This window comes from Pseudomonas umsongensis (genome assembly GCF_012647205.1).
In the GTDB taxonomy this organism is placed as follows: Bacteria; Pseudomonadota; Gammaproteobacteria; order Pseudomonadales; family Pseudomonadaceae; genus Aquipseudomonas; species Aquipseudomonas umsongensis.
The window spans coordinates 6,467,424-6,483,582 of the sequence record NZ_CP051487.1 but is presented as its reverse complement, the minus strand read 5'-3'; the positions used below and the strand labels follow the sequence as shown (position 1 = coordinate 6,483,582).

Genomic DNA, 16,159 nt, shown 5'->3' with positions numbered 1-16,159 from the left:
AATGCAGCCCGGGACGCTCTGCGTCCCCTCTAAAGCCGAACGCGGAGCGTCCGTTGAGGCATTCCCACGCAGAGCGTGGGAACGATCAATGACCAGGGAGTCAGCGGCGGTCGGCGACTACGCCGATAAGCACCAGCACCACCAGCAACACCGGCGCCAGGCTGTAATTGTTGAACTGGCTCAAGCCCTTGACGATCCACGGCGTGGCGTAGATCAGCGCCGCACCGCTACCCACCATGCACAGCAACGACATCAGTGGTACGCGCAAGGCGCCGGCGATGCTGCCCAGGCGTTGCTCGACCCAGCCTTTGAAATCCGCACCGAACAGCACCAGCAGGCAACCTACCAGGGCGAGGGCGATTTCCGAGAGATTGCTGCGGCTCCAGCGAGACGCGGTGGCGAGCAGGTCGAGTACCAAATCCATTCGATTTCCTTATGTCAGAAATTTCTGCAGCAAGTCGTTGAGGAAGAGTTGTCCGCGCTCGGTAGCCGCCAGACGTGACGGTTCGACCTGCAACAGGCCGCTTTGTTCGGCTTCGCGACGGCTTTCGGTGAGGCTTTCCAGGGTCATTCCAGTGCGTTCCGGATAAAGCCGCGCCTCGACACCTGCGGTCAGGCGCAGGGCGTTCATCAGGAACTCAAACGGCATTTCTTCATTGCTCAACGCTTTTTCGCCAGCCTGGAAGCGCTTTTTCGGGTTCAGGTAGTCCTTCGGCAGGCGGGTCTTCCAGGTGCGGATAATGCGTCCATCCGGATGGCTGAGCTTGCCGTGGGCACCGGCACCGATGCCGATGAAGTCGCCAAAGCTCCAGTAATTGAGGTTATGCCGAGCCGGGCGACCCGGCTGGGCATAAGCCGAGACTTCATACTGCGCGTAACCGTGTTCAGCCAACAGCGCCTGCCCGGCTTCCTGGATATCCCATAGGGTGTCGTCTTCCGGCAGCGTCGGGGGCTGGTTCCAGAATACGGTGTTCGGCTCCAGGGTCAGCTGATACCAGGAGAGGTGGGTCGGCTTCAGGGCGATGGCTTGGCGCAAGTCGCTCAGGGCGTCTTCCAGCGATTGATCGGGCAAGCCATGCATCAAGTCAAGGTTGAAGTTATCGAACCCCGCTTGACGAGCCATGCCGGCGGCGCGTACGGCCTCATCACCGTTGTGGATACGACCCAAGGCATTGAGTTTTTCTTGCTGGAAACTCTGGATGCCAATCGACAGGCGATTGATGCCCAGCGCTCGGTAGGCGATGAACTTCTCTTGTTCGAAGGTCCCCGGATTGGCTTCCAGAGTGATCTCGATGTCGCTGGCAAAGGCAATGCGTTGCTCCACGCCTTTGAGCAGGCGACCTAAGGCCTGGGCACTGAACAGGCTGGGCGTGCCGCCACCGAAAAAGATCGAGCTCAGCTCACGGCCGTAGACAGCGTGCAGGTCCTGATCGAGGTCAGCCAGTAATGCGTCGACATACTCTTCTTCCGGGAGCACGGGGCTGGCGGTGTGGGAGTTGAAGTCGCAATAAGGGCATTTACGTACGCACCACGGGATGTGGATGTACAGCGCCAAGGGCGGCAGCACAGGCAGGGCGGCCCGAGGCGATTGCGCGGCGCCGCCGAAGATCAACGACGACGCGGAGGATTCACGGGTCATTTCAAGCCCAGTCGCTGGCGCAGCAGATCCATTGCACGGGCGCGGTGGCTGATCTGGTTCTTGTCGCCCGGACTGAGCTCGGCGCTGGAGCAATCACGCTCCGGCACCCAGAACAACGGGTCGTAGCCGAAACCGTGTTCGCCGCTGGCCTGGGTCAGGATGCGTCCGTGCCACAGGCCTTCGCAGAGAATCGGCAGCGGATCGTCGGCATGCCGCACCAGCGCAAGCACGCAGACGAACTGGGCGCCACGTTCAGCTTCAGGCACGTCTTTCAACACATCGAGCAGCTTGGCGTTGTTCGCCGCATCGCCCTTGCCATCGGCATAACGCGCCGAGTAGATGCCTGGCGCACCGCCAAGGAAATCCACCGCCAGCCCGGAATCGTCCGCCAGGGCCGGCAGGCCGGAAATGCGCGCGGCATTGCGGGCCTTGAGGATGGCGTTCTCGACGAACGACAGACCGGTTTCTTCAGGCTCCACGCTGCTGAACTCGCCGATCGAGCGCAGTTGCACCGATTCGCCGAGCATGGCCTGGAGTTCCTTGAGTTTGCCGGCGTTATGGCTGGCCAATACGAGTTGCGTGAAGTTGATCATTCGCCGGGGAAGAGCTCTTGGTTGAAATTGATGGTGTTGATTTTGTCACCGGTCTGCACCTTGATCTCGAAGGTGCGGGTTTCCTGCTGCGGGACCGGGTATTGGGCGATGTAGTAGATCGCGCCTTGCTCGGTAATCTGCTTGAAGTTCAGTGGCACGCTTTGGCTGGTCAGGTCCTTGACCGTGCCGCTGACTTGAGCCATCTGCGGCTTGCCGTCCTTGAGCACGGAAACGTTGATCACGCCCTGGTTCTTGCTACGGGTTAGCTCCGCGGCCTTGGCGATGTCCGGCGTCAGGAACGTGGAGTTGAAGGTGTTGTAGTGCACTGTCACGTCGCCGAATTTTTCCTGGCGATCACCTTTGATCGCATCGGCGGCCATGGCCGTGAAGCTCAGGCAAGCAGTAAGAAGAAGCAGCGCTAGACGACCCATGATCGTTCTCCTCGAAATGTGGTGATTCAGACTGCAACCTTGTGGTCTGCAAGCCCCGGGCTGCTGACGCGGTATATACCGATCTCACCTAACAGATTAGGCCAAAGCTTACTGGCCCACCCGTGCCGATGCTGTTGATCCACTGCCAGCCGATCAATGACCTTGGCTTCACGTTCGAGACACAAGGCTTCAAAATCGGCGAAGGTGCAGAAGTGGATGTTCGGCGTGTTGTACCAGGTGTAGGGCAGGAACTCGGAAACCGGCATCCGGCCCTTGCTCGCCAAGTACCAGCGGCAGCGCCAGTGACCAAAATTCGGGAACGTGATGATGCACTGGCGACCGACGCGCAGCATTTCGTCGAGGATCTTGTCCGGGTAGTGCACCGCTTGCAGCGCCTGGGTCATGACCACGATGTCGAAGCTGTTGCTGGCGAAGTTGCCCAGGCCCTTGTCCAGGTCCTGCTCGATGACGTTGATGCCCTTGGCCACGCACTCGGCAATATTGTCCGCGTCGTTTTCCAGGCCATAGCCGGTGACCTGTTTGTTGTCGCGCAGCCAGGTCAGCAGTTCGCCGTTGCCGCAACCGAGGTCGAGCACGCGGCTGCCCGCGGGGATCCATTCCTGGATGATTTCCAGATCAGCTCTCATGGCTATCTCACAACGTAATGCGGTTCATGTAATTGCCGAACGCCTGCAAGTAGCGCGGAATCGGAATCAGGAAGGCGTCGTGGCCTTGCGGCGCGTCGATTTCCAGGTAGCAGACGTCCTTGCGTGCGGCCATCAGTGCGTCCACCAGTTCCCGCGAACGGGCAGGGGAGAAACGCCAGTCGGTGGTGAACGACATCACGCAGAACTTGGCGGTGGCGTTGGCGAAGGTTTTCGCCAGGTCATCGTCGAAGTTGGCCGCCGGATCGAAGTAGTCCAGGGCCTTGGTCATCAACAGGTAAGTGTTGGCGTCGAAACGCCCGGAAAACTCCTCACCCTGATAGCGCAGGTAGCTTTCCACCTGGAACTCGACGCTGTGGAAATCGTAGTTGAGCTTCTCGCTTTTCAGGCCGCGCCCGAATTTCTCGCCCATGGAGTCGTCGGACAGGTAGGTGATGTGCCCAACCATGCGCGCCAGCATCAGCCCGCGCTTGGGGATCACGCCTCGTTCCTGGAACGAGCCACCGTGGAACTCCGGATCGGTGAGGATTGCCTGGCGTGCTACTTCGTTGAAGGCGATATTTTGCGCCGACAGCTTGGGTGCCGAGGCGATGGCCAGGCAGTGGCGGATGCGATCAGGGTAGGTGATGCTCCATTGCATCGCCTGCATGCCGCCGAGGCTGCCGCCGATCACAGCGGCGAATTGCGCGATGCCCAGCCGGTCCGCCAGGCGTGCCTGGCTGTGCACCCAATCTTCAACGGTTAGCACCGGGAAATCGGCACCGAACGGCTTGCCTGTCTCCGGGTTGATGCTGCTCGGGCCGGTGGAGCCATTGCAACCGCCAAGGTTGTTCAGGCTGACCACGAAGAACTTGCTGGTGTCGATGGGCTTGCCGGGGCCGATGCAGCTGTCCCACCAACCGGGTTTACGGTCGTCGGGGCTGTGATAGCCGGCGGCATGGTGGTGGCCGGACAAGGCGTGGCAGATCAGCACGGCGTTGCTCGCCGTGGCGTTCAGGGTGCCGTAGGTCTCGTAGACCAGGTCATAGGCCGCGAGCGAACGGCCGCAGGCCAACGCCAGGGGTTCGCTGAAGTGCGCCACTTGCGGCGTCACCAGACCAACAGAATCGGGGGGAAAGGCAGCTGGCATCGACCCTGCTCTCGTTGAAATGAGGCGTAAGTCTAAAGACCGCTGCCCATAGCAGCAAGCGACTAGCCGAGATGATCGTTCCCACGCTCTGCGTGGGAATGCAGCCCGTGACGCTCCGCGTCACATCCAGAGCCGGACGCGGAGCGTCCGTTGAGGCATTCCCACGCAGAGCGTGGGAACGATCACCGTCGTGCAGCAGGATCAGATCAGGCCAAACAGTTCTTTTGGCATCAGCGCGTAGTAAGCCAGGCGCGGAATCAGCCAGCTCTGCAGCAACTGCAGTGCGATGAAGGCGAAGATCGGCGAGATGTCGAGGCCGCCCAGGTTCGGAATGATCCGGCGGAACGGCGCGAGCACCGGTTCAGTGATCTGCTGGACCAGTTCTGCGCCTGGATTGTGGCTTCCCGGAGCGACCCAGGACAGAATCACGCTGATGATCATTGCCCAGAACAGGATCTTCAAAAACAGCGCGAAGATGCCGATCAGCGCCCAGGGGGCCAGGAACAGTACATCGACCGAGTAACCACTGAGCAGCAGGATGACCGCGAACAGCACCATTTGCACGATCAGGGCCAGCACCAGCGAGGACATGTCCAGCCCGAACATGCTCGGGATAACCCGGCGCAGCGGCTTTAGCAGGGGTTGCGTGGCCTTGACGGCGAATTGGCAGAGCGGGTTGTAGAAGTTCGCCCGCACCAATTGCAGGATGAAACGCAGCAACACGATCAAAAGATACAGGCTGCCCAAGGTCTGGATCACAAAAATGGCAGCGTCATTGAGTCCGAGCATTGTTGATTCCTTATTAAGTGCTGATTAGCGACCGAGTTGCTCAGCCATCTCGGCCGAACGATGCGCGGCGGCGCCCAGGGCTTTTTCGACCAGTGCTTCGAAGCCATTGGCCTGGAACGATTTGATCGCGGCTTCGGTCGTGCCGGCAGGCGAAGTGACGCGGCGACGCAGCTCGGCGGCGTCTACGTCGCTGGACACCGCCATGTGGGCGGCGCCCAAGGCGGTTTGCAGGGTCAGTTGCGCGGCGATGTCTGCCGGCAGGCCGAGTTTCACGCCGGCGGCGGTCATGGCTTCGATCAGCAGGAAAAAGTACGCAGGGCCCGAGCCGGAAACGGCGGTGACCGCATCCAGCTGTTGTTCCTCGTCCAGCCACAGGGCAACACCAACCGCCGATAGCAGCTCTTGAGCGTGCTGGCGCTGTTCGGCGGTCACCTGATTGGTGGCGAACAGGCCGCTCACGCCCTGACGCAGCAGCGCCGGCGTGTTGGGCATGCAGCGCACGATCGGCTGGGCGCCGAGCCAGTTGTTCATGCTGGCGCAGGTGATGCCGGCGGCAATCGATACCACCAGTTGCCCGGGTTTCAGGCTTGGGCGAAGGGCTTCACAGACAGCCTTCATCGCCTGGGGCTTGACCGCCAGCACGACCACATCGGCGCCCTCGATGGCCTGGGCATTGTCGGCGAATACTTCGATGCCGTGTTCGGCGCTCACGCGGGCTCGGGTTTCTTCTCCCGGATCGCTGGCGCGGATCTGCGCCGCTTCCAGGCCTTTGGCCCGCAGGCCGCCGATCAGGCTGGCGGCCATGTTGCCGGCACCGATAAAGGCAATACGTGTCTTGCTCATGTCAGGTCCTTATGAAGGGGGTCAAGGTTGACCGTAATCTCTGGCGCCAAACAGGGCCGTACCGACACGGACCCAAGTGGCACCTTGGGCGATAGCTGACTCAAGGTCGTGGCTCATCCCCATGGAAAGTGTGTCGAGTGGCAAGTTCAGGCTGGCCTGCAAGCTTTGCACGGCAGCAAAAGCGGCATCCTGGGCAGCACGATCTTCGGTCGGTTCGGGAATTGCCATCAGCCCGCGCAACTTCAGGCGCGGCAAGGCGCTGATGGCATTGGCCAAGGCCGGCAGGTCCTCCGGTGTGCAGCCGGACTTGCTGGCTTCACCGCTGACGTTGACCTGGATGCAGATGTTCAAGGGCGGCAGATCGGCGGGGCGTTGTTCGGACAGGCGTTGCGCAATTTTCAGGCGATCCACGGAATGCACCCAGGCGAAGTGCTCGGCGATTGCGCGAGTCTTGTTCGATTGAATGGGGCCGATGAAGTGCCAGATCAAGGGCAGGTCGGTCAGTTCCGCCTGCTTGCCCAATGCCTCCTGCAGGTAGTTCTCGCCAAAATCGCGCAGGCCCGCGGCATAGGCTTCACGCAGCGCCTGGGCGGGTTTGGTCTTGCTGACGGCCAGCAACTGGACGCTGTTTTCATCGCGGTGGGCGGCGAGGGCGGCGGCACGAATACGTGAACCAACCCGTTCAATGTTGTCTGCTATCGTGGACATTCAAGAGGCGCCAGCGGTCTGAGGTTGGCGGCATTCTACTGGAATTGAGGGGTGCTATGGATATCACTGAGTTGCTGGCGTTCAGCGCCAAACAAGGCGCATCCGACCTGCATTTGTCGGCAGGCCTGCCGCCAATGATCCGTGTCGATGGCGATGTGCGGCGCATCAACTTGCCGGCCCTGGAGCACAAGGAGGTGCAGGCACTGATCTACGACATCATGAACGACACCCAGCGGGTGGCCTTTGAGAAGCACTTGGAAACCGACTTTTCCTTTGAGGTGCCCGGCGTCGCGCGATTCCGGGTCAATGCCTTCAATCAGAGTCGAGGCGCTGGAGCGGTTTTCCGCACGATCCCGTCCAGGGTCCAGAGTATGGAAGAGCTGGGCATGGGCGAGGTGTTCCGCAAGATGACCGACGCGCCGCGTGGCCTGGTCCTGGTGACAGGCCCGACGGGGTCCGGCAAGTCCACCACCTTGGCAGCGATGATCGATTATCTGAACAACCACCGCCATCACCACATCCTCACTATCGAAGACCCTATCGAGTTCGTTCACGAATCGCGCAAATGCCTGATCAATCAGCGTGAAGTTCATCGTGATACCCGCAGTTTCGCCACCGCCTTGCGTTCGGCCCTGCGCGAAGACCCGGACGTGATCCTGGTGGGGGAAATGCGTGACCTGGAAACCATCCGCCTGGCATTGACCGCCGCCGAGACTGGCCATTTGGTGTTCGGCACGCTGCACACGACCTCGGCGGCGAAAACCATCGACCGGATCATCGACGTGTTCCCCGGGGACGAGAAGTCGATGGTGCGTTCGATGCTTTCCGAGTCATTGCTGGCGGTGGTGTCCCAGACCCTGGTCAAGAAGATCGGGGGAGGGCGGGTCGCAGCCCACGAGATCATGCTCGGGACATCGGCAATCCGTAACCTGATCCGTGAAGACAAGGTGGCACAGATGTATTCGTCGATTCAGGCGGGCGGGTCGCTGGGGATGCAGACGCTGGATATGGGTCTGAGGGACCTGGTGACCAAGGGCTTGGTCAGTCGCGAGCAGGCGCGGGAGAAGGCGCGGTCGCCGGATAATTTCTGATGGCGTTTAAAGCAAAAGATCGCAGCCTGCGGCAGCTCCTACAGGGAAACGCGAGTCCCTGTGTAGGAGCTGCCGCAGGCTGCGATCTTTTGATCTTGCTTCAGGTTAGCGCTGAACAACCTGCAACGCTTTCTGGTCTTTCGGCAGAACCCGCTTGGCCACGACGTAGTGTTTTTCCCAGTACGGTTTCTTCAGGGTGTCGATGCTCACCGACTTGCCACGGCGTGGCGCGTGGATGAAGCGGTCGTTGCCCAAATAGATGGCAACGTGATTGACTCGACGACTCTTGATGTTGAAGAAAATCAGGTCGCCGGGCTTCAAGTCGTTGCGATCGACTTTCTCGCCGTGGCCGCTGGCCATGGCATTGGAGGTGCGTGGCAGGTCAAACGTGGCGTCGTTGAACGCGTATTTCACCAGGCCGCTGCAGTCGAAGCCTTTGCTCGGGCTGCTGCCGCCCCAACGGTACGGTGTACCCAGGACGTTAACGGCGCGGCTCAGCACGTTGCTGCTTTCCCGGGTCGCCATTGGCGGCACCAGGCTGCTCTTGCTGGCCAGCTGTGGAGCCAGCTTTACCGATTTCTTGCTTTTGCTCGAAGGAGCAGCCGCATGGGATTTTGGGGTGTAACCATTAACGTTCGGAAGACGTTGCTCACGATTGGTGGCGTGGGCGGCCAGTGGCAATAATAGGCAAATGGTTAGCCATGTCTTGAAAAATGGACGCATTAGGCAGGGCTCGTATGTGTTAGCGCGCAACTTTATAACAGCTTTTTTTGGCATTCTGAGGCCGTTGGTCGATTCCATCGGGGTCTAACGGAACCAAATAAGCGGTAAATTGACGCGATTGTCCGACAGAAGTCAGGTGCTATAAGGGTTTGGCGAGAGTGACGGTAGCATTTGCCATACGTCGGCTGCTCGAAAAAAAGTCACAAAGATTTAAAGAATATTTATCTATCGCGTGAATCGAGGTCATCCATGAACACCTATCAACCCCCCGTCCCGCATCAGGACACGCACAGCAAGGTGATTGGTTACCTGCTGTGGATTTTTGGATTTACCGGTGCCCATCGCTTTTATTACGGCAAGCCGGTGACCGGGACGATCTGGTTCTTCACCTTCGGTTTGCTGGGGATTGGCTGGTTGATCGACCTGTTCCTGATTCCGACCATGGACCGTGAAGCAGACCTGCGATTTACTGCTGGACCGATTGAATACAACGTGGCGTGGATTCTGCTGACGTTTCTTGGGGTGTTCGGCGTGCACCGGATGTATCAGGGGAAGTGGATCAGCGGGTTGCTGTACCTGGTGACGGGTGGGTTGTTCTTTCTGGGGGTGTTGTATGACTTCTGGACGCTGAATGACCAGGTGTCCATTCGCAACGCGCAGAACAGAGGCGCCTTCCAGTAAGTCTTCGCGAGCAGGCTCGCTCCCACAGGATTGATGCGGTCCTTGTGGGAGCGAGCCTGCTCGCGAATGCAGGCGACGCGGTTTTAAGCCTGGTGGCTGATCCGGCCATCCACCAGGGTGTAGCGCACCACACCCGGGAGGCTGTGGCCAATGAATGGGCAGTTCTCGCCTTTGGACAGCCAGGTCTCCCCGGCCACGGTCGAGGCTGCAGGGTCGAATAGCACGATATCCGCTGCGCCGCCCACCGCCAGCTTGCCCGCTGGCAGGCGCAAGGCCTCCGCAGGGCCGGCACTGAGTCGCGCCAGCAGCGTCGGCAGGTCGAGCAAGCCGTCTTCCACCAGTGTCATCGCCAGCGGCAGCAGCAGTTCAACACTGCTGATGCCGGGCTCGGTAGCCCCGAACGGTGCCAGTTTGGCGTCCCGTTCGTGGGGTTGGTGATGGCTGGAAATGGCCGAGACCACGCCGGACTTCACGGCTGCGCGCAAACCCTCACGGTCGGCGCGGGTGCGCAGCGGCGGCTGCACGTGATAGAGGCTGCTGAAATCGATCAGCGCTTCGTCGGTCAGTATCAACTGGTACAGGGCGACATCCGCCGTGACCTTCAGGCCGCGTTGCTGGGCTTGGGCGATCAGCGCTACACCACGTGCGCTGGTCAGCTGGCTGAAATGCGCACGCACGCCCGTCTGTTCGACCAGCAGCAAGTCCCTGGCCAGGGCCACGGTTTCAGCGGTTTCCGGAATGCCCGGCAGGCCGAGGAAGCTCGCGGTCGGTCCTTCATGAGCCAGGCCGCCTTCCGCCAGGTCGTGGTCCTGGGAGTTGAAGATCACCGTGAGATCGAAGGTGGCCGCGTAATCCAGTGCCCGGCACAGGGTGCGGGTGTTGCGGAAGCTCTCCAGGCCGTTGCCGAAGGCCACGCAGCCGGCATCGCGCAAGGCAACCAGCTCTGCAAGCTGTTCGCCGTCCAGGCCTTTGCTCAGTGCGCCGATCGGGAACACTTTAGCGTTACCGGCTTCGCGGGCGCGGTCGAGGATCAGCTCGGCCACGGCCGAGGTGTCCAGGACCGGTTTGGTCTTTGGCGGGCAGCACAGGCTGGTCACGCCACCGGCAGCGGCGGCGCGGGTTTCGCTGGTAATCGAACCTTTGCGGCTGTAGCCCGGTTCACGCAGGGCGACATTGAGGTCGACCAGGCCAGGGGCGGCCACCAGGCCTTTGGCATCGAGGGTGTCGACAGCGACAAAACCGGCTGGGGCGGCGCCAATGGCGACGATCTTGCAGGCTTCAATGTGGATATCGGTGACTTGATCCAGGCCGCTGGCCGGATCGATGACGCGGGCCCCGAGAATGCTGAGCTTCACTGAACGTTCTCCTGCTCGAATTGGCGTTGCGCAGTCTGACCGCTCATGGCCATGGACAGGACGGCCATGCGAATCGCGATGCCGTAGGTCACTTGGTTGAGGATCACCGAGTGTGGACCGTCGGCTACCGCCGATTCGATTTCCACCCCTCTGTTGATCGGCCCCGGGTGCATGACGATGGCATCGGGTTTGGCGCCAGCCAGGCGCGCGGTGGTCAGGCCGAACAGGCGGTAGAACTCGCCCTCGCTCGGCAGTAGGCCGCCGGTCATACGCTCACGCTGCAGGCGCAGCATGATCACCACGTCGACGTCTTTGAGGCCTTCGGTCATGTCGGTGTAGACCTTCACGCCGTATTGCTCGATGCCGATCGGCAGCAGGGTCTTCGGCGCAATCACGCGGATGTCCGGGCAACCCAGGGTTTTCAGGGCCAGCATGTTCGAGCGTGCAACCCGCGAGTGCAGGATGTCGCCGACGATGGCCACCGAAAGGTTTTCGAAGCCGCCCTTGTGCCGGCGGATGGTGAGCATGTCGAGCATGCCCTGGGTCGGGTGAGCGTGACGGCCGTCGCCGCCGTTGATGATCGCCACCTGTGGGCAAACATGTTCGGCGATGAAGTGTGCAGCGCCGGAATCACCGTGGCGCACGACGAACATGTCGGCGGCCATGGCCTCCAGGTTGCGCAGCGTGTCGAGCAGGGTTTCGCCCTTGCTTGCCGACGATGTCGACACGTTCAGGGTGATCACGTCCGCCGACAGCCGTTGCGCCGCCAGTTCGAAGGTGGTGCGGGTGCGGGTGGAGTTTTCGAAGAATACGTTGCACACGGTCTTGCCGCGCAGCAACGGGACTTTCTTCACTGCCCGTGCGCCAACTTCGAGGAACGAGTCGGCGGTGTCGAGGATTTCCGTCAGCAGCTCGCGGCGCAAACCGTCGAGCGAGAGGAAGTGGCGCAGCTGGCCCTGATCATTGAGCTGCAGCGGGCGCTTGGTATCTAGAGGCGTCATCGCGAGGGGGACTCTCAATAGGGCGAATTAAAGGGCGAGGTCTTGCAGTTCGAGCTTGAGTTCCGGCCCCGACAGTTTCACCCGCTCGTGGGCTGCCAGGGACAAGGTCGCGCCCAGTACGTTGGGGCGGATCGGCAGTTCACCGGCATCCAGGTCCAGCAGGCATACCAGGGTCACGCTGGCCGGGCGGCCGTAGTCAAACAGTTCGTTCAGGGCGGCGCGGATGGTCCGCCCGCTCATCAACACGTCGTCGATCAGCACCAGGTGTTGGCCTTCGATCTCAAACGGCAGGGCCGACGGCCGCACTTGCGGGTGCAGGCCGTTCTGGCTGAAGTCGTCGCGGTAGAAGGACACGTCCAGTGTGCCAAGCGGTTCGGCGCTGCCCAGCTCCTTGAGCAGGGCCTGGGCAACCCACACGCCACCGGTACGAATGCCGATGTAGCGCGGTTCGCTGATGCCACGGTGTTCCAGGTGTGCCTTGAGATCAGTCGCCATCTGGCTGATCAGTTCGGCGGGATTGGGCAGGCTCATGGTTGCTCCTTCTTGGGCCCGAGCCGGATCGTTGCGGGAGGTGGCTCGGGTTGTAGCTAAAAGAGACGGGTGACGGCTCTTCAGGATTAGGATTGGAACAATGCGCTGTTCTCGTCGAGCCAGCCTTGCAGCAGCAGGGCGGCGGCGATGGCATCCACCGGGTTATCGCGGTAGCTGCCTTTCTGTCCGCCCCGGGCCAGGCGTTCGCCCTTGGCTTCGAAGGTGGTCAGGCGTTCATCGTGGGTATAGAAGGGCAGGTTGAAGCGACCGTTCAGGCGTCGGGCGAATTTTTCCGCGCGGGCGCACATGTCGCTGGGTGTGCCGTCCATGTTCAGCGGCAGGCCGACCACCACGGCGTCGGGCTTCCACTCCTTGATCAGCGCTTCAACCTGATCCCAGTCGGGAATACCGTTTTGTGCCTTCAAGGTGCACAGCTCGCGGGCCTGGCCGGTAATGACCTGGCCAACCGCAACGCCGATCTGCTTGGTGCCGTAGTCGAATCCCAGAATCAACCGCAGGGCCATCAGGCGTGCCCCGCCTGGCTGGTGAGCAGGCTGAGATTGACGCCCAGGTGCTTGGCTGCCGCTTCCAGGCGCAGCTCGCTGCTGGTGTTGAACAGGATGTCGGCGTCGTACGGGCAAGTCAGCCAGGCGTTCTGGGCCAGTTCGGCCTCCAGTTGCCCGGCTTCCCATCCGGCATAACCCAGCGTGATAACGCTTTTCGCCGGGCCGACGCCATCGGCAATGGCGAACAGCACGTCCTGGGAGGTGGACAGGGACAGCTCGCCTTCCAGATCAACGGTCGCTTGAAAACTCTGGCCCTTGGGGTGCAGGACAAAACCACGATCGGTCTGTACCGGACCGCCGATGAAGATCGGCACGTGCTGGCAGAGCGCGGGCGGCTCGATGTCCGGACGCAATTGCTCGAGGATATCGGCCAGGTTGAGGTCCTGCGGACGGTTGACCACCAGCCCCATGGCACCATTGGCCGTGTGCTCGACGATGTAGGTCAAGGTGTGCGCAAAGTTCGGGTCGACCATGTGAGGCATGGCGATCAGGAAGTGATGCTTGAGGTAGCTGGGGCTGACGTTTTTCATGAACGCTAGTGTGGCGTTGGAGGGACGAACTGACAAGCTGGGGATGCAAATCTGACACGATTCCCTGTAGGAGCGAGCATGCTCGCGAAAAACCTGAAAACCCCTCGGGGTATCAGGTTTCCCGCGTTATCGTTGACGACCATCGCGACGGTGCGACGATTCGACATGCTCGCTCCTACAAGGGGTGCTGGTCAGTTACTGGAGAGGCGGTCGCCGCGTGCAAATTTCCACGTGCGGATGATTTCCAGGCGATCGATGTCCGACAGGTCCCCGGTAAAGGGGGCGAACGGCGCTGCCAGGCGCACGATGCGCTGGGCCGCCTGGTCCAGCAGCGGTTGTCCGGACGACTCCAGTACCAGCACCTCATACAGCGAGCCATCGCGGTTGATCGAGACCATCAGGCGCAAGTTGCCGTAGATCTGCTTGCGCCGGGCTTCGTCAGGGTAATTGAGGTTGCCGATGCGCTCGACTTTTTTACGCCACTCGTCTTTATACCAGGCGCCCTTGTCGCGCATGGTCGAGGCGGCGCTCAGGCGGTGGATGCGCGGGCGCTTGGCGTACAACTGTTGTTCTTGGGCCAGTTCGGCTTCGAGGCTGGCGATGTCGCTGGACAGCTGTTCGCTGTCGAATGTCGGTGCCGCCACCACAGGTTTGGTGACGGGCTTGGGCTCCTCCGTTTTTGTCGGGGCTTTCTTTGGCTTGGGTGCGACGGTGGTCACGGCTGCCTTGGGCGGGGCGTCCTTCTGTTCTGGCTTGGCGGCGGGCGGTGGCGTGACTTTTTGTACCTTGTTGTCCTGGAAAGGCGCGATCTCGGTGGTCTTGGGGATGGCCTTCTTGTCCAGGGTGCCGCTGCCTTGCTGGTTTTCCTGGGCGAGGAAGTCAGCCTTTTCCGGTTTCTTTTCGCTTTTGAAGGTGGCGAGGGTGATTTCCAGGGTTTTGCTGATCTGCTTGGGCTCGACCATTGTGAAACCGACACCCAGCAGTAATGCCAGGTGGATCAGCGCCGCCAGGAACAGGGTAAAACCGAGGCGATCGGCCGGGCGCACGCCGTGGTGGGCGAGTTCGGGGGGCAGATCGGACGGGAGGGTCATGACAAGGAAACCAACATCGCGTTTTCACAGGCCGCGCATGATAACGCAATGTTGGTTTGGCTTATCAACGGGCCTTGAGCTTCTGATCGATGGCATCCATCAACATGCCGCCAATATCGGTGCCGAAGGCATTGTCGATTTCGCGAATGCAGGTCGGGCTGGTGACGTTGATTTCGGTCAGGTGCTCGCCGATCACATCGAGGCCGACGAACAGCAGGCCTTTTTCGCGCAGGGTCGGACCGACTTGCGCCGCAATCCAGCGATCCTTCTCGGTCAATGGACGGGCTTCGCCGCGGCCACCGGCTGCAAGGTTGCCACGGGTTTCGCCGGCAGCAGGAATGCGCGCCAGGCAGTAGTCCACCGGCTCGCCGTCGATCATCAGGATGCGTTTGTCGCCATCGACGATGGCCGGCAGGTAGCCCTGGATCATGATTTGCTGCTGGCCGTGCAGGGTCAGGGTTTCGAGGATCACCGACAGGTTCGGGTGGCCGGCGGTGTGGCGGAAGATCGAGGATCCGCCCATGCCGTCGAGTGGCTTGAGAATCACATCGCCATGATGGTCGGCGAATTCACGCAATACGTCAGGGCGACGGCTGACGATAGTCGGAGGCGTGCACTGCGGAAACAGCGTGGCGAACAGTTTTTCGTTGCAGTCACGCAGGCTTTGCGGCTTGTTGACCACCAGTACGCCAGCATTCTCGGCCTGTTCCAGCAAATAGGTGGTATAGACGAATTCCATGTCGAAAGGCGGATCCTTGCGCATCAGGATCACGTCCAGGTCGCTCAGCAGGTTGTCCTGCTCGGCTTCCAGCTCGAACCATTTTTCCGGGTTGGCGAACACTTTCAGCGGGCGCATCCGCGCCCGTGCCTGGCCTTCGGCCTGGTACAGGTCGCGCTGCTCCATGTAGAACAGTTCCCAGCCGCGTTTCTGTGCGGCCAGCAGCATGGCCAGCGAGCTATCCTTTTTATAGGAGATGCTGGCGATAGGATCCATGACAATCCCGACACGAACGCTCATGGGTTATTCCTCGAAATTGGGGGGCTATGGCGACCTTGTAGGAGCGAGCATGCTCGCGATGGACTTCAGAACGCCGCGCTCATCCAGCCAGTACGCGTCATCGTTGACGACCATCGCGGGCATGCTCGCTCCTACAAAGGACCGTATAAAAGTGGCGTCAGAGTGGCGCTGAGTGTGTTCCCGGTCAAGGAAAAACCACTGCCGGGGCCGGCCGATAGATTGGATTTGGAGACTGTGCTAAAAAGGCTGCCATGTCGTGCCGGCCCTTGAACATCAAGGGTTTCGAGTCCTCGACGCCCCGCAGATGGACAAATAGATTCCTAAAGGCGACGGTAGAGCAACTATGGAACAGCAACCCAGCGCCTTGAAGGTCATGGTGATCGACGATTCGAAGACGATTCGCCGCACCGCCGAAACACTGCTCAAGAATGTGGGTTGTGAGGTCATCACGGCCATCGACGGGTTCGATGCGTTGGCCAAGATCGTCGATCACCACCCCGGCATCATCTTTGTCGACATCATGATGCCGCGCCTGGATGGCTATCAGACCTGCGCGTTAATCAAGAACAACAGTGCATTCAAGTGCACGCCAGTGATTATGCTGTCGTCCAAGGACGGGCTGTTCGACAAGGCCAAGGGGCGCATTGTCGGCTCCGACCAGTTTTTGACCAAGCCTTTCAGCAAGGAAGAGCTGCTGAGCGCGATCCAGGCCCATGTTCCGGGCTTTGCCGCTGTTTTGCCGCAGTAAGACACCTACAGTGACGCTCGGCCATTG

Annotated in this window: 20 protein-coding genes; 3 read left to right on the top strand and 17 right to left on the bottom strand. The window is 60.8% G+C overall.

Features of this window, described 5'->3' with window-relative positions:
• Window positions 1-100: 100 nt before the first annotated feature.
• The 9 genes from HGP31_RS29410 to HGP31_RS29370 form a co-directional block, all read right to left on the bottom strand.
• Window positions 101-424 (bottom strand): DUF3392 domain-containing protein, encoded by a 324-nt coding sequence (locus HGP31_RS29410; protein ID WP_020797368.1) that lies wholly within the window; start codon window positions 422-424, stop codon window positions 101-103.
• Between the two features lie 9 nt (window positions 425-433).
• Window positions 434-1,639: a radical SAM family heme chaperone HemW gene (gene hemW, locus HGP31_RS29405; protein ID WP_033043030.1), complete on the bottom strand. Its 1,206-nt coding sequence runs from the start codon at window positions 1,637-1,639 to the stop codon at window positions 434-436.
• Window positions 1,636-2,232, bottom strand: a complete 597-nt coding sequence (gene rdgB, locus HGP31_RS29400) for an RdgB/HAM1 family non-canonical purine NTP pyrophosphatase (protein ID WP_033043028.1) — start codon at window positions 2,230-2,232, stop codon at window positions 1,636-1,638. The genes hemW and rdgB overlap by 4 nt, the downstream gene beginning before the upstream one ends.
• Complete coding sequence (locus HGP31_RS29395; RefSeq protein WP_033043027.1) at window positions 2,229-2,663, bottom strand: DUF4426 domain-containing protein; 435 nt, start codon at window positions 2,661-2,663, stop codon at window positions 2,229-2,231. The genes rdgB and HGP31_RS29395 overlap by 4 nt, the downstream gene beginning before the upstream one ends.
• 26 nt (window positions 2,664-2,689) lie before the next feature.
• Window positions 2,690-3,310, bottom strand: a complete 621-nt coding sequence (gene metW / locus HGP31_RS29390) for a methionine biosynthesis protein MetW (protein ID WP_008063505.1) — start codon at window positions 3,308-3,310, stop codon at window positions 2,690-2,692.
• Window positions 3,311-3,317: 7 nt separating this feature from the next.
• The gene (gene metX, locus HGP31_RS29385; RefSeq protein ID WP_168759078.1) at window positions 3,318-4,457 is read right to left on the bottom strand and encodes a homoserine O-succinyltransferase MetX; all 1,140 of its coding nucleotides are present in this window, start codon (window positions 4,455-4,457) and stop codon (window positions 3,318-3,320) included.
• A 201-nt stretch (window positions 4,458-4,658) separates the two neighbouring features.
• Entirely contained in the window at window positions 4,659-5,246 is a 588-nt protein-coding gene (locus tag HGP31_RS29380) for a YggT family protein (RefSeq protein WP_020797373.1), read from the bottom strand.
• Between the two features lie 24 nt (window positions 5,247-5,270).
• Window positions 5,271-6,089, bottom strand: a complete 819-nt coding sequence (proC, locus tag HGP31_RS29375) for a pyrroline-5-carboxylate reductase (RefSeq protein ID WP_168759077.1) — start codon at window positions 6,087-6,089, stop codon at window positions 5,271-5,273.
• 21 nt (window positions 6,090-6,110) lie between these two features.
• On the bottom strand, window positions 6,111-6,797 hold the full coding sequence (locus HGP31_RS29370; RefSeq protein ID WP_020797375.1) for a YggS family pyridoxal phosphate-dependent enzyme: 687 nt from the start codon (window positions 6,795-6,797) through the stop codon (window positions 6,111-6,113).
• Window positions 6,798-6,853: 56 nt separating this feature from the next.
• Between HGP31_RS29370 and HGP31_RS29365 the strand changes: the two genes are divergently transcribed.
• Window positions 6,854-7,888 carry a type IV pilus twitching motility protein PilT gene (locus HGP31_RS29365; protein WP_020797376.1) on the top strand — a complete coding sequence of 345 codons (1,035 nt, stop codon included), beginning with the start codon at window positions 6,854-6,856 and terminating at the stop codon, window positions 7,886-7,888.
• 105 nt (window positions 7,889-7,993) lie between these two features.
• Here HGP31_RS29365 and HGP31_RS29360 read toward each other — a convergent pair whose 3' ends face one another.
• The gene (locus HGP31_RS29360) at window positions 7,994-8,611 is read right to left on the bottom strand and encodes a C40 family peptidase (protein WP_020797377.1); all 618 of its coding nucleotides are present in this window, start codon (window positions 8,609-8,611) and stop codon (window positions 7,994-7,996) included.
• A 249-nt stretch (window positions 8,612-8,860) separates the two neighbouring features.
• Here HGP31_RS29360 and HGP31_RS29355 point away from each other — a divergent pair, with 249 nt between their 5' ends.
• Entirely contained in the window at window positions 8,861-9,292 is a 432-nt protein-coding gene (locus tag HGP31_RS29355) for an NINE protein (protein ID WP_033045275.1), read from the top strand.
• A gap of 83 nt (window positions 9,293-9,375) precedes the next feature.
• Here HGP31_RS29355 and HGP31_RS29350 read toward each other — a convergent pair whose 3' ends face one another.
• From HGP31_RS29350 to gshB, 7 genes are all read right to left on the bottom strand, one after another.
• Complete coding sequence (locus HGP31_RS29350; protein WP_020797379.1) at window positions 9,376-10,647, bottom strand: dihydroorotase; 1,272 nt, start codon at window positions 10,645-10,647, stop codon at window positions 9,376-9,378.
• Entirely contained in the window at window positions 10,644-11,648 is a 1,005-nt protein-coding gene (locus tag HGP31_RS29345) for an aspartate carbamoyltransferase catalytic subunit (protein ID WP_020797380.1), read from the bottom strand. The genes HGP31_RS29350 and HGP31_RS29345 overlap by 4 nt, the downstream gene beginning before the upstream one ends.
• Window positions 11,649-11,675: 27 nt before the next feature.
• Complete coding sequence (gene pyrR / locus HGP31_RS29340; protein ID WP_020797381.1) at window positions 11,676-12,179, bottom strand: bifunctional pyr operon transcriptional regulator/uracil phosphoribosyltransferase PyrR; 504 nt, start codon at window positions 12,177-12,179, stop codon at window positions 11,676-11,678.
• Between the two features lie 86 nt (window positions 12,180-12,265).
• Window positions 12,266-12,703: a Holliday junction resolvase RuvX gene (ruvX, locus tag HGP31_RS29335; protein ID WP_020797382.1), complete on the bottom strand. Its 438-nt coding sequence runs from the start codon at window positions 12,701-12,703 to the stop codon at window positions 12,266-12,268.
• Entirely contained in the window at window positions 12,703-13,275 is a 573-nt protein-coding gene (locus HGP31_RS29330; protein WP_008063482.1) for a YqgE/AlgH family protein, read from the bottom strand. The genes ruvX and HGP31_RS29330 overlap by 1 nt, the downstream gene beginning before the upstream one ends.
• A gap of 191 nt (window positions 13,276-13,466) precedes the next feature.
• A complete protein-coding gene (locus HGP31_RS29325) occupies window positions 13,467-14,366 on the bottom strand; it encodes an energy transducer TonB (protein WP_020797383.1) in 900 nt (299 codons plus the stop codon).
• Window positions 14,367-14,430: 64 nt separating this feature from the next.
• Entirely contained in the window at window positions 14,431-15,384 is a 954-nt protein-coding gene (gshB, locus tag HGP31_RS29320) for a glutathione synthase (RefSeq protein WP_020797384.1), read from the bottom strand.
• A gap of 343 nt (window positions 15,385-15,727) precedes the next feature.
• Between gshB and pilG the strand changes: the two genes are divergently transcribed.
• Window positions 15,728-16,132, top strand: coding sequence for a twitching motility response regulator PilG (pilG, locus tag HGP31_RS29315; RefSeq protein ID WP_020797386.1), 405 nt, complete (start codon window positions 15,728-15,730; stop codon window positions 16,130-16,132).
• Window positions 16,133-16,159: the final 27 nt, after the last annotated feature.

Bases quoted from the DNA above. Each gene is read 5' to 3' on its own strand.
- HGP31_RS29410 (WP_020797368.1), bottom strand. From the start codon at position 424: ATGGATTTGGTACTCGACCTGCTCGCCACCGCGTCTCGCTGGAGCCGC.
- hemW (WP_033043030.1), bottom strand. From the start codon at position 1,639: ATGACCCGTGAATCCTCCGCGTCGTCGTTGATCTTCGGCGGCGCCGCG.
- rdgB (WP_033043028.1), bottom strand. From the start codon at position 2,232: ATGATCAACTTCACGCAACTCGTATTGGCCAGCCATAACGCCGGCAAA.
- HGP31_RS29395 (WP_033043027.1), bottom strand. From the start codon at position 2,663: ATGGGTCGTCTAGCGCTGCTTCTTCTTACTGCTTGCCTGAGCTTCACG.
- metW (WP_008063505.1), bottom strand. From the start codon at position 3,310: ATGAGAGCTGATCTGGAAATCATCCAGGAATGGATCCCCGCGGGCAGC.
- metX (WP_168759078.1), bottom strand. From the start codon at position 4,457: ATGCCAGCTGCCTTTCCCCCCGATTCTGTTGGTCTGGTGACGCCGCAA.
- HGP31_RS29380 (WP_020797373.1), bottom strand. From the start codon at position 5,246: ATGCTCGGACTCAATGACGCTGCCATTTTTGTGATCCAGACCTTGGGC.
- proC (WP_168759077.1), bottom strand. From the start codon at position 6,089: ATGAGCAAGACACGTATTGCCTTTATCGGTGCCGGCAACATGGCCGCC.
- HGP31_RS29370 (WP_020797375.1), bottom strand. From the start codon at position 6,797: ATGTCCACGATAGCAGACAACATTGAACGGGTTGGTTCACGTATTCGT.
- HGP31_RS29365 (WP_020797376.1), top strand. From the start codon at position 6,854: ATGGATATCACTGAGTTGCTGGCGTTCAGCGCCAAACAAGGCGCATCC.
- HGP31_RS29360 (WP_020797377.1), bottom strand. From the start codon at position 8,611: ATGCGTCCATTTTTCAAGACATGGCTAACCATTTGCCTATTATTGCCA.
- HGP31_RS29355 (WP_033045275.1), top strand. From the start codon at position 8,861: ATGAACACCTATCAACCCCCCGTCCCGCATCAGGACACGCACAGCAAG.
- HGP31_RS29345 (WP_020797380.1), bottom strand. From the start codon at position 11,648: ATGACGCCTCTAGATACCAAGCGCCCGCTGCAGCTCAATGATCAGGGC.
- pyrR (WP_020797381.1), bottom strand. From the start codon at position 12,179: ATGAGCCTGCCCAATCCCGCCGAACTGATCAGCCAGATGGCGACTGAT.
- ruvX (WP_020797382.1), bottom strand. From the start codon at position 12,703: ATGGCCCTGCGGTTGATTCTGGGATTCGACTACGGCACCAAGCAGATC.
- HGP31_RS29330 (WP_008063482.1), bottom strand. From the start codon at position 13,275: ATGAAAAACGTCAGCCCCAGCTACCTCAAGCATCACTTCCTGATCGCC.
- HGP31_RS29325 (WP_020797383.1), bottom strand. From the start codon at position 14,366: ATGACCCTCCCGTCCGATCTGCCCCCCGAACTCGCCCACCACGGCGTG.
- gshB (WP_020797384.1), bottom strand. From the start codon at position 15,384: ATGAGCGTTCGTGTCGGGATTGTCATGGATCCTATCGCCAGCATCTCC.
- pilG (WP_020797386.1), top strand. From the start codon at position 15,728: ATGGAACAGCAACCCAGCGCCTTGAAGGTCATGGTGATCGACGATTCG.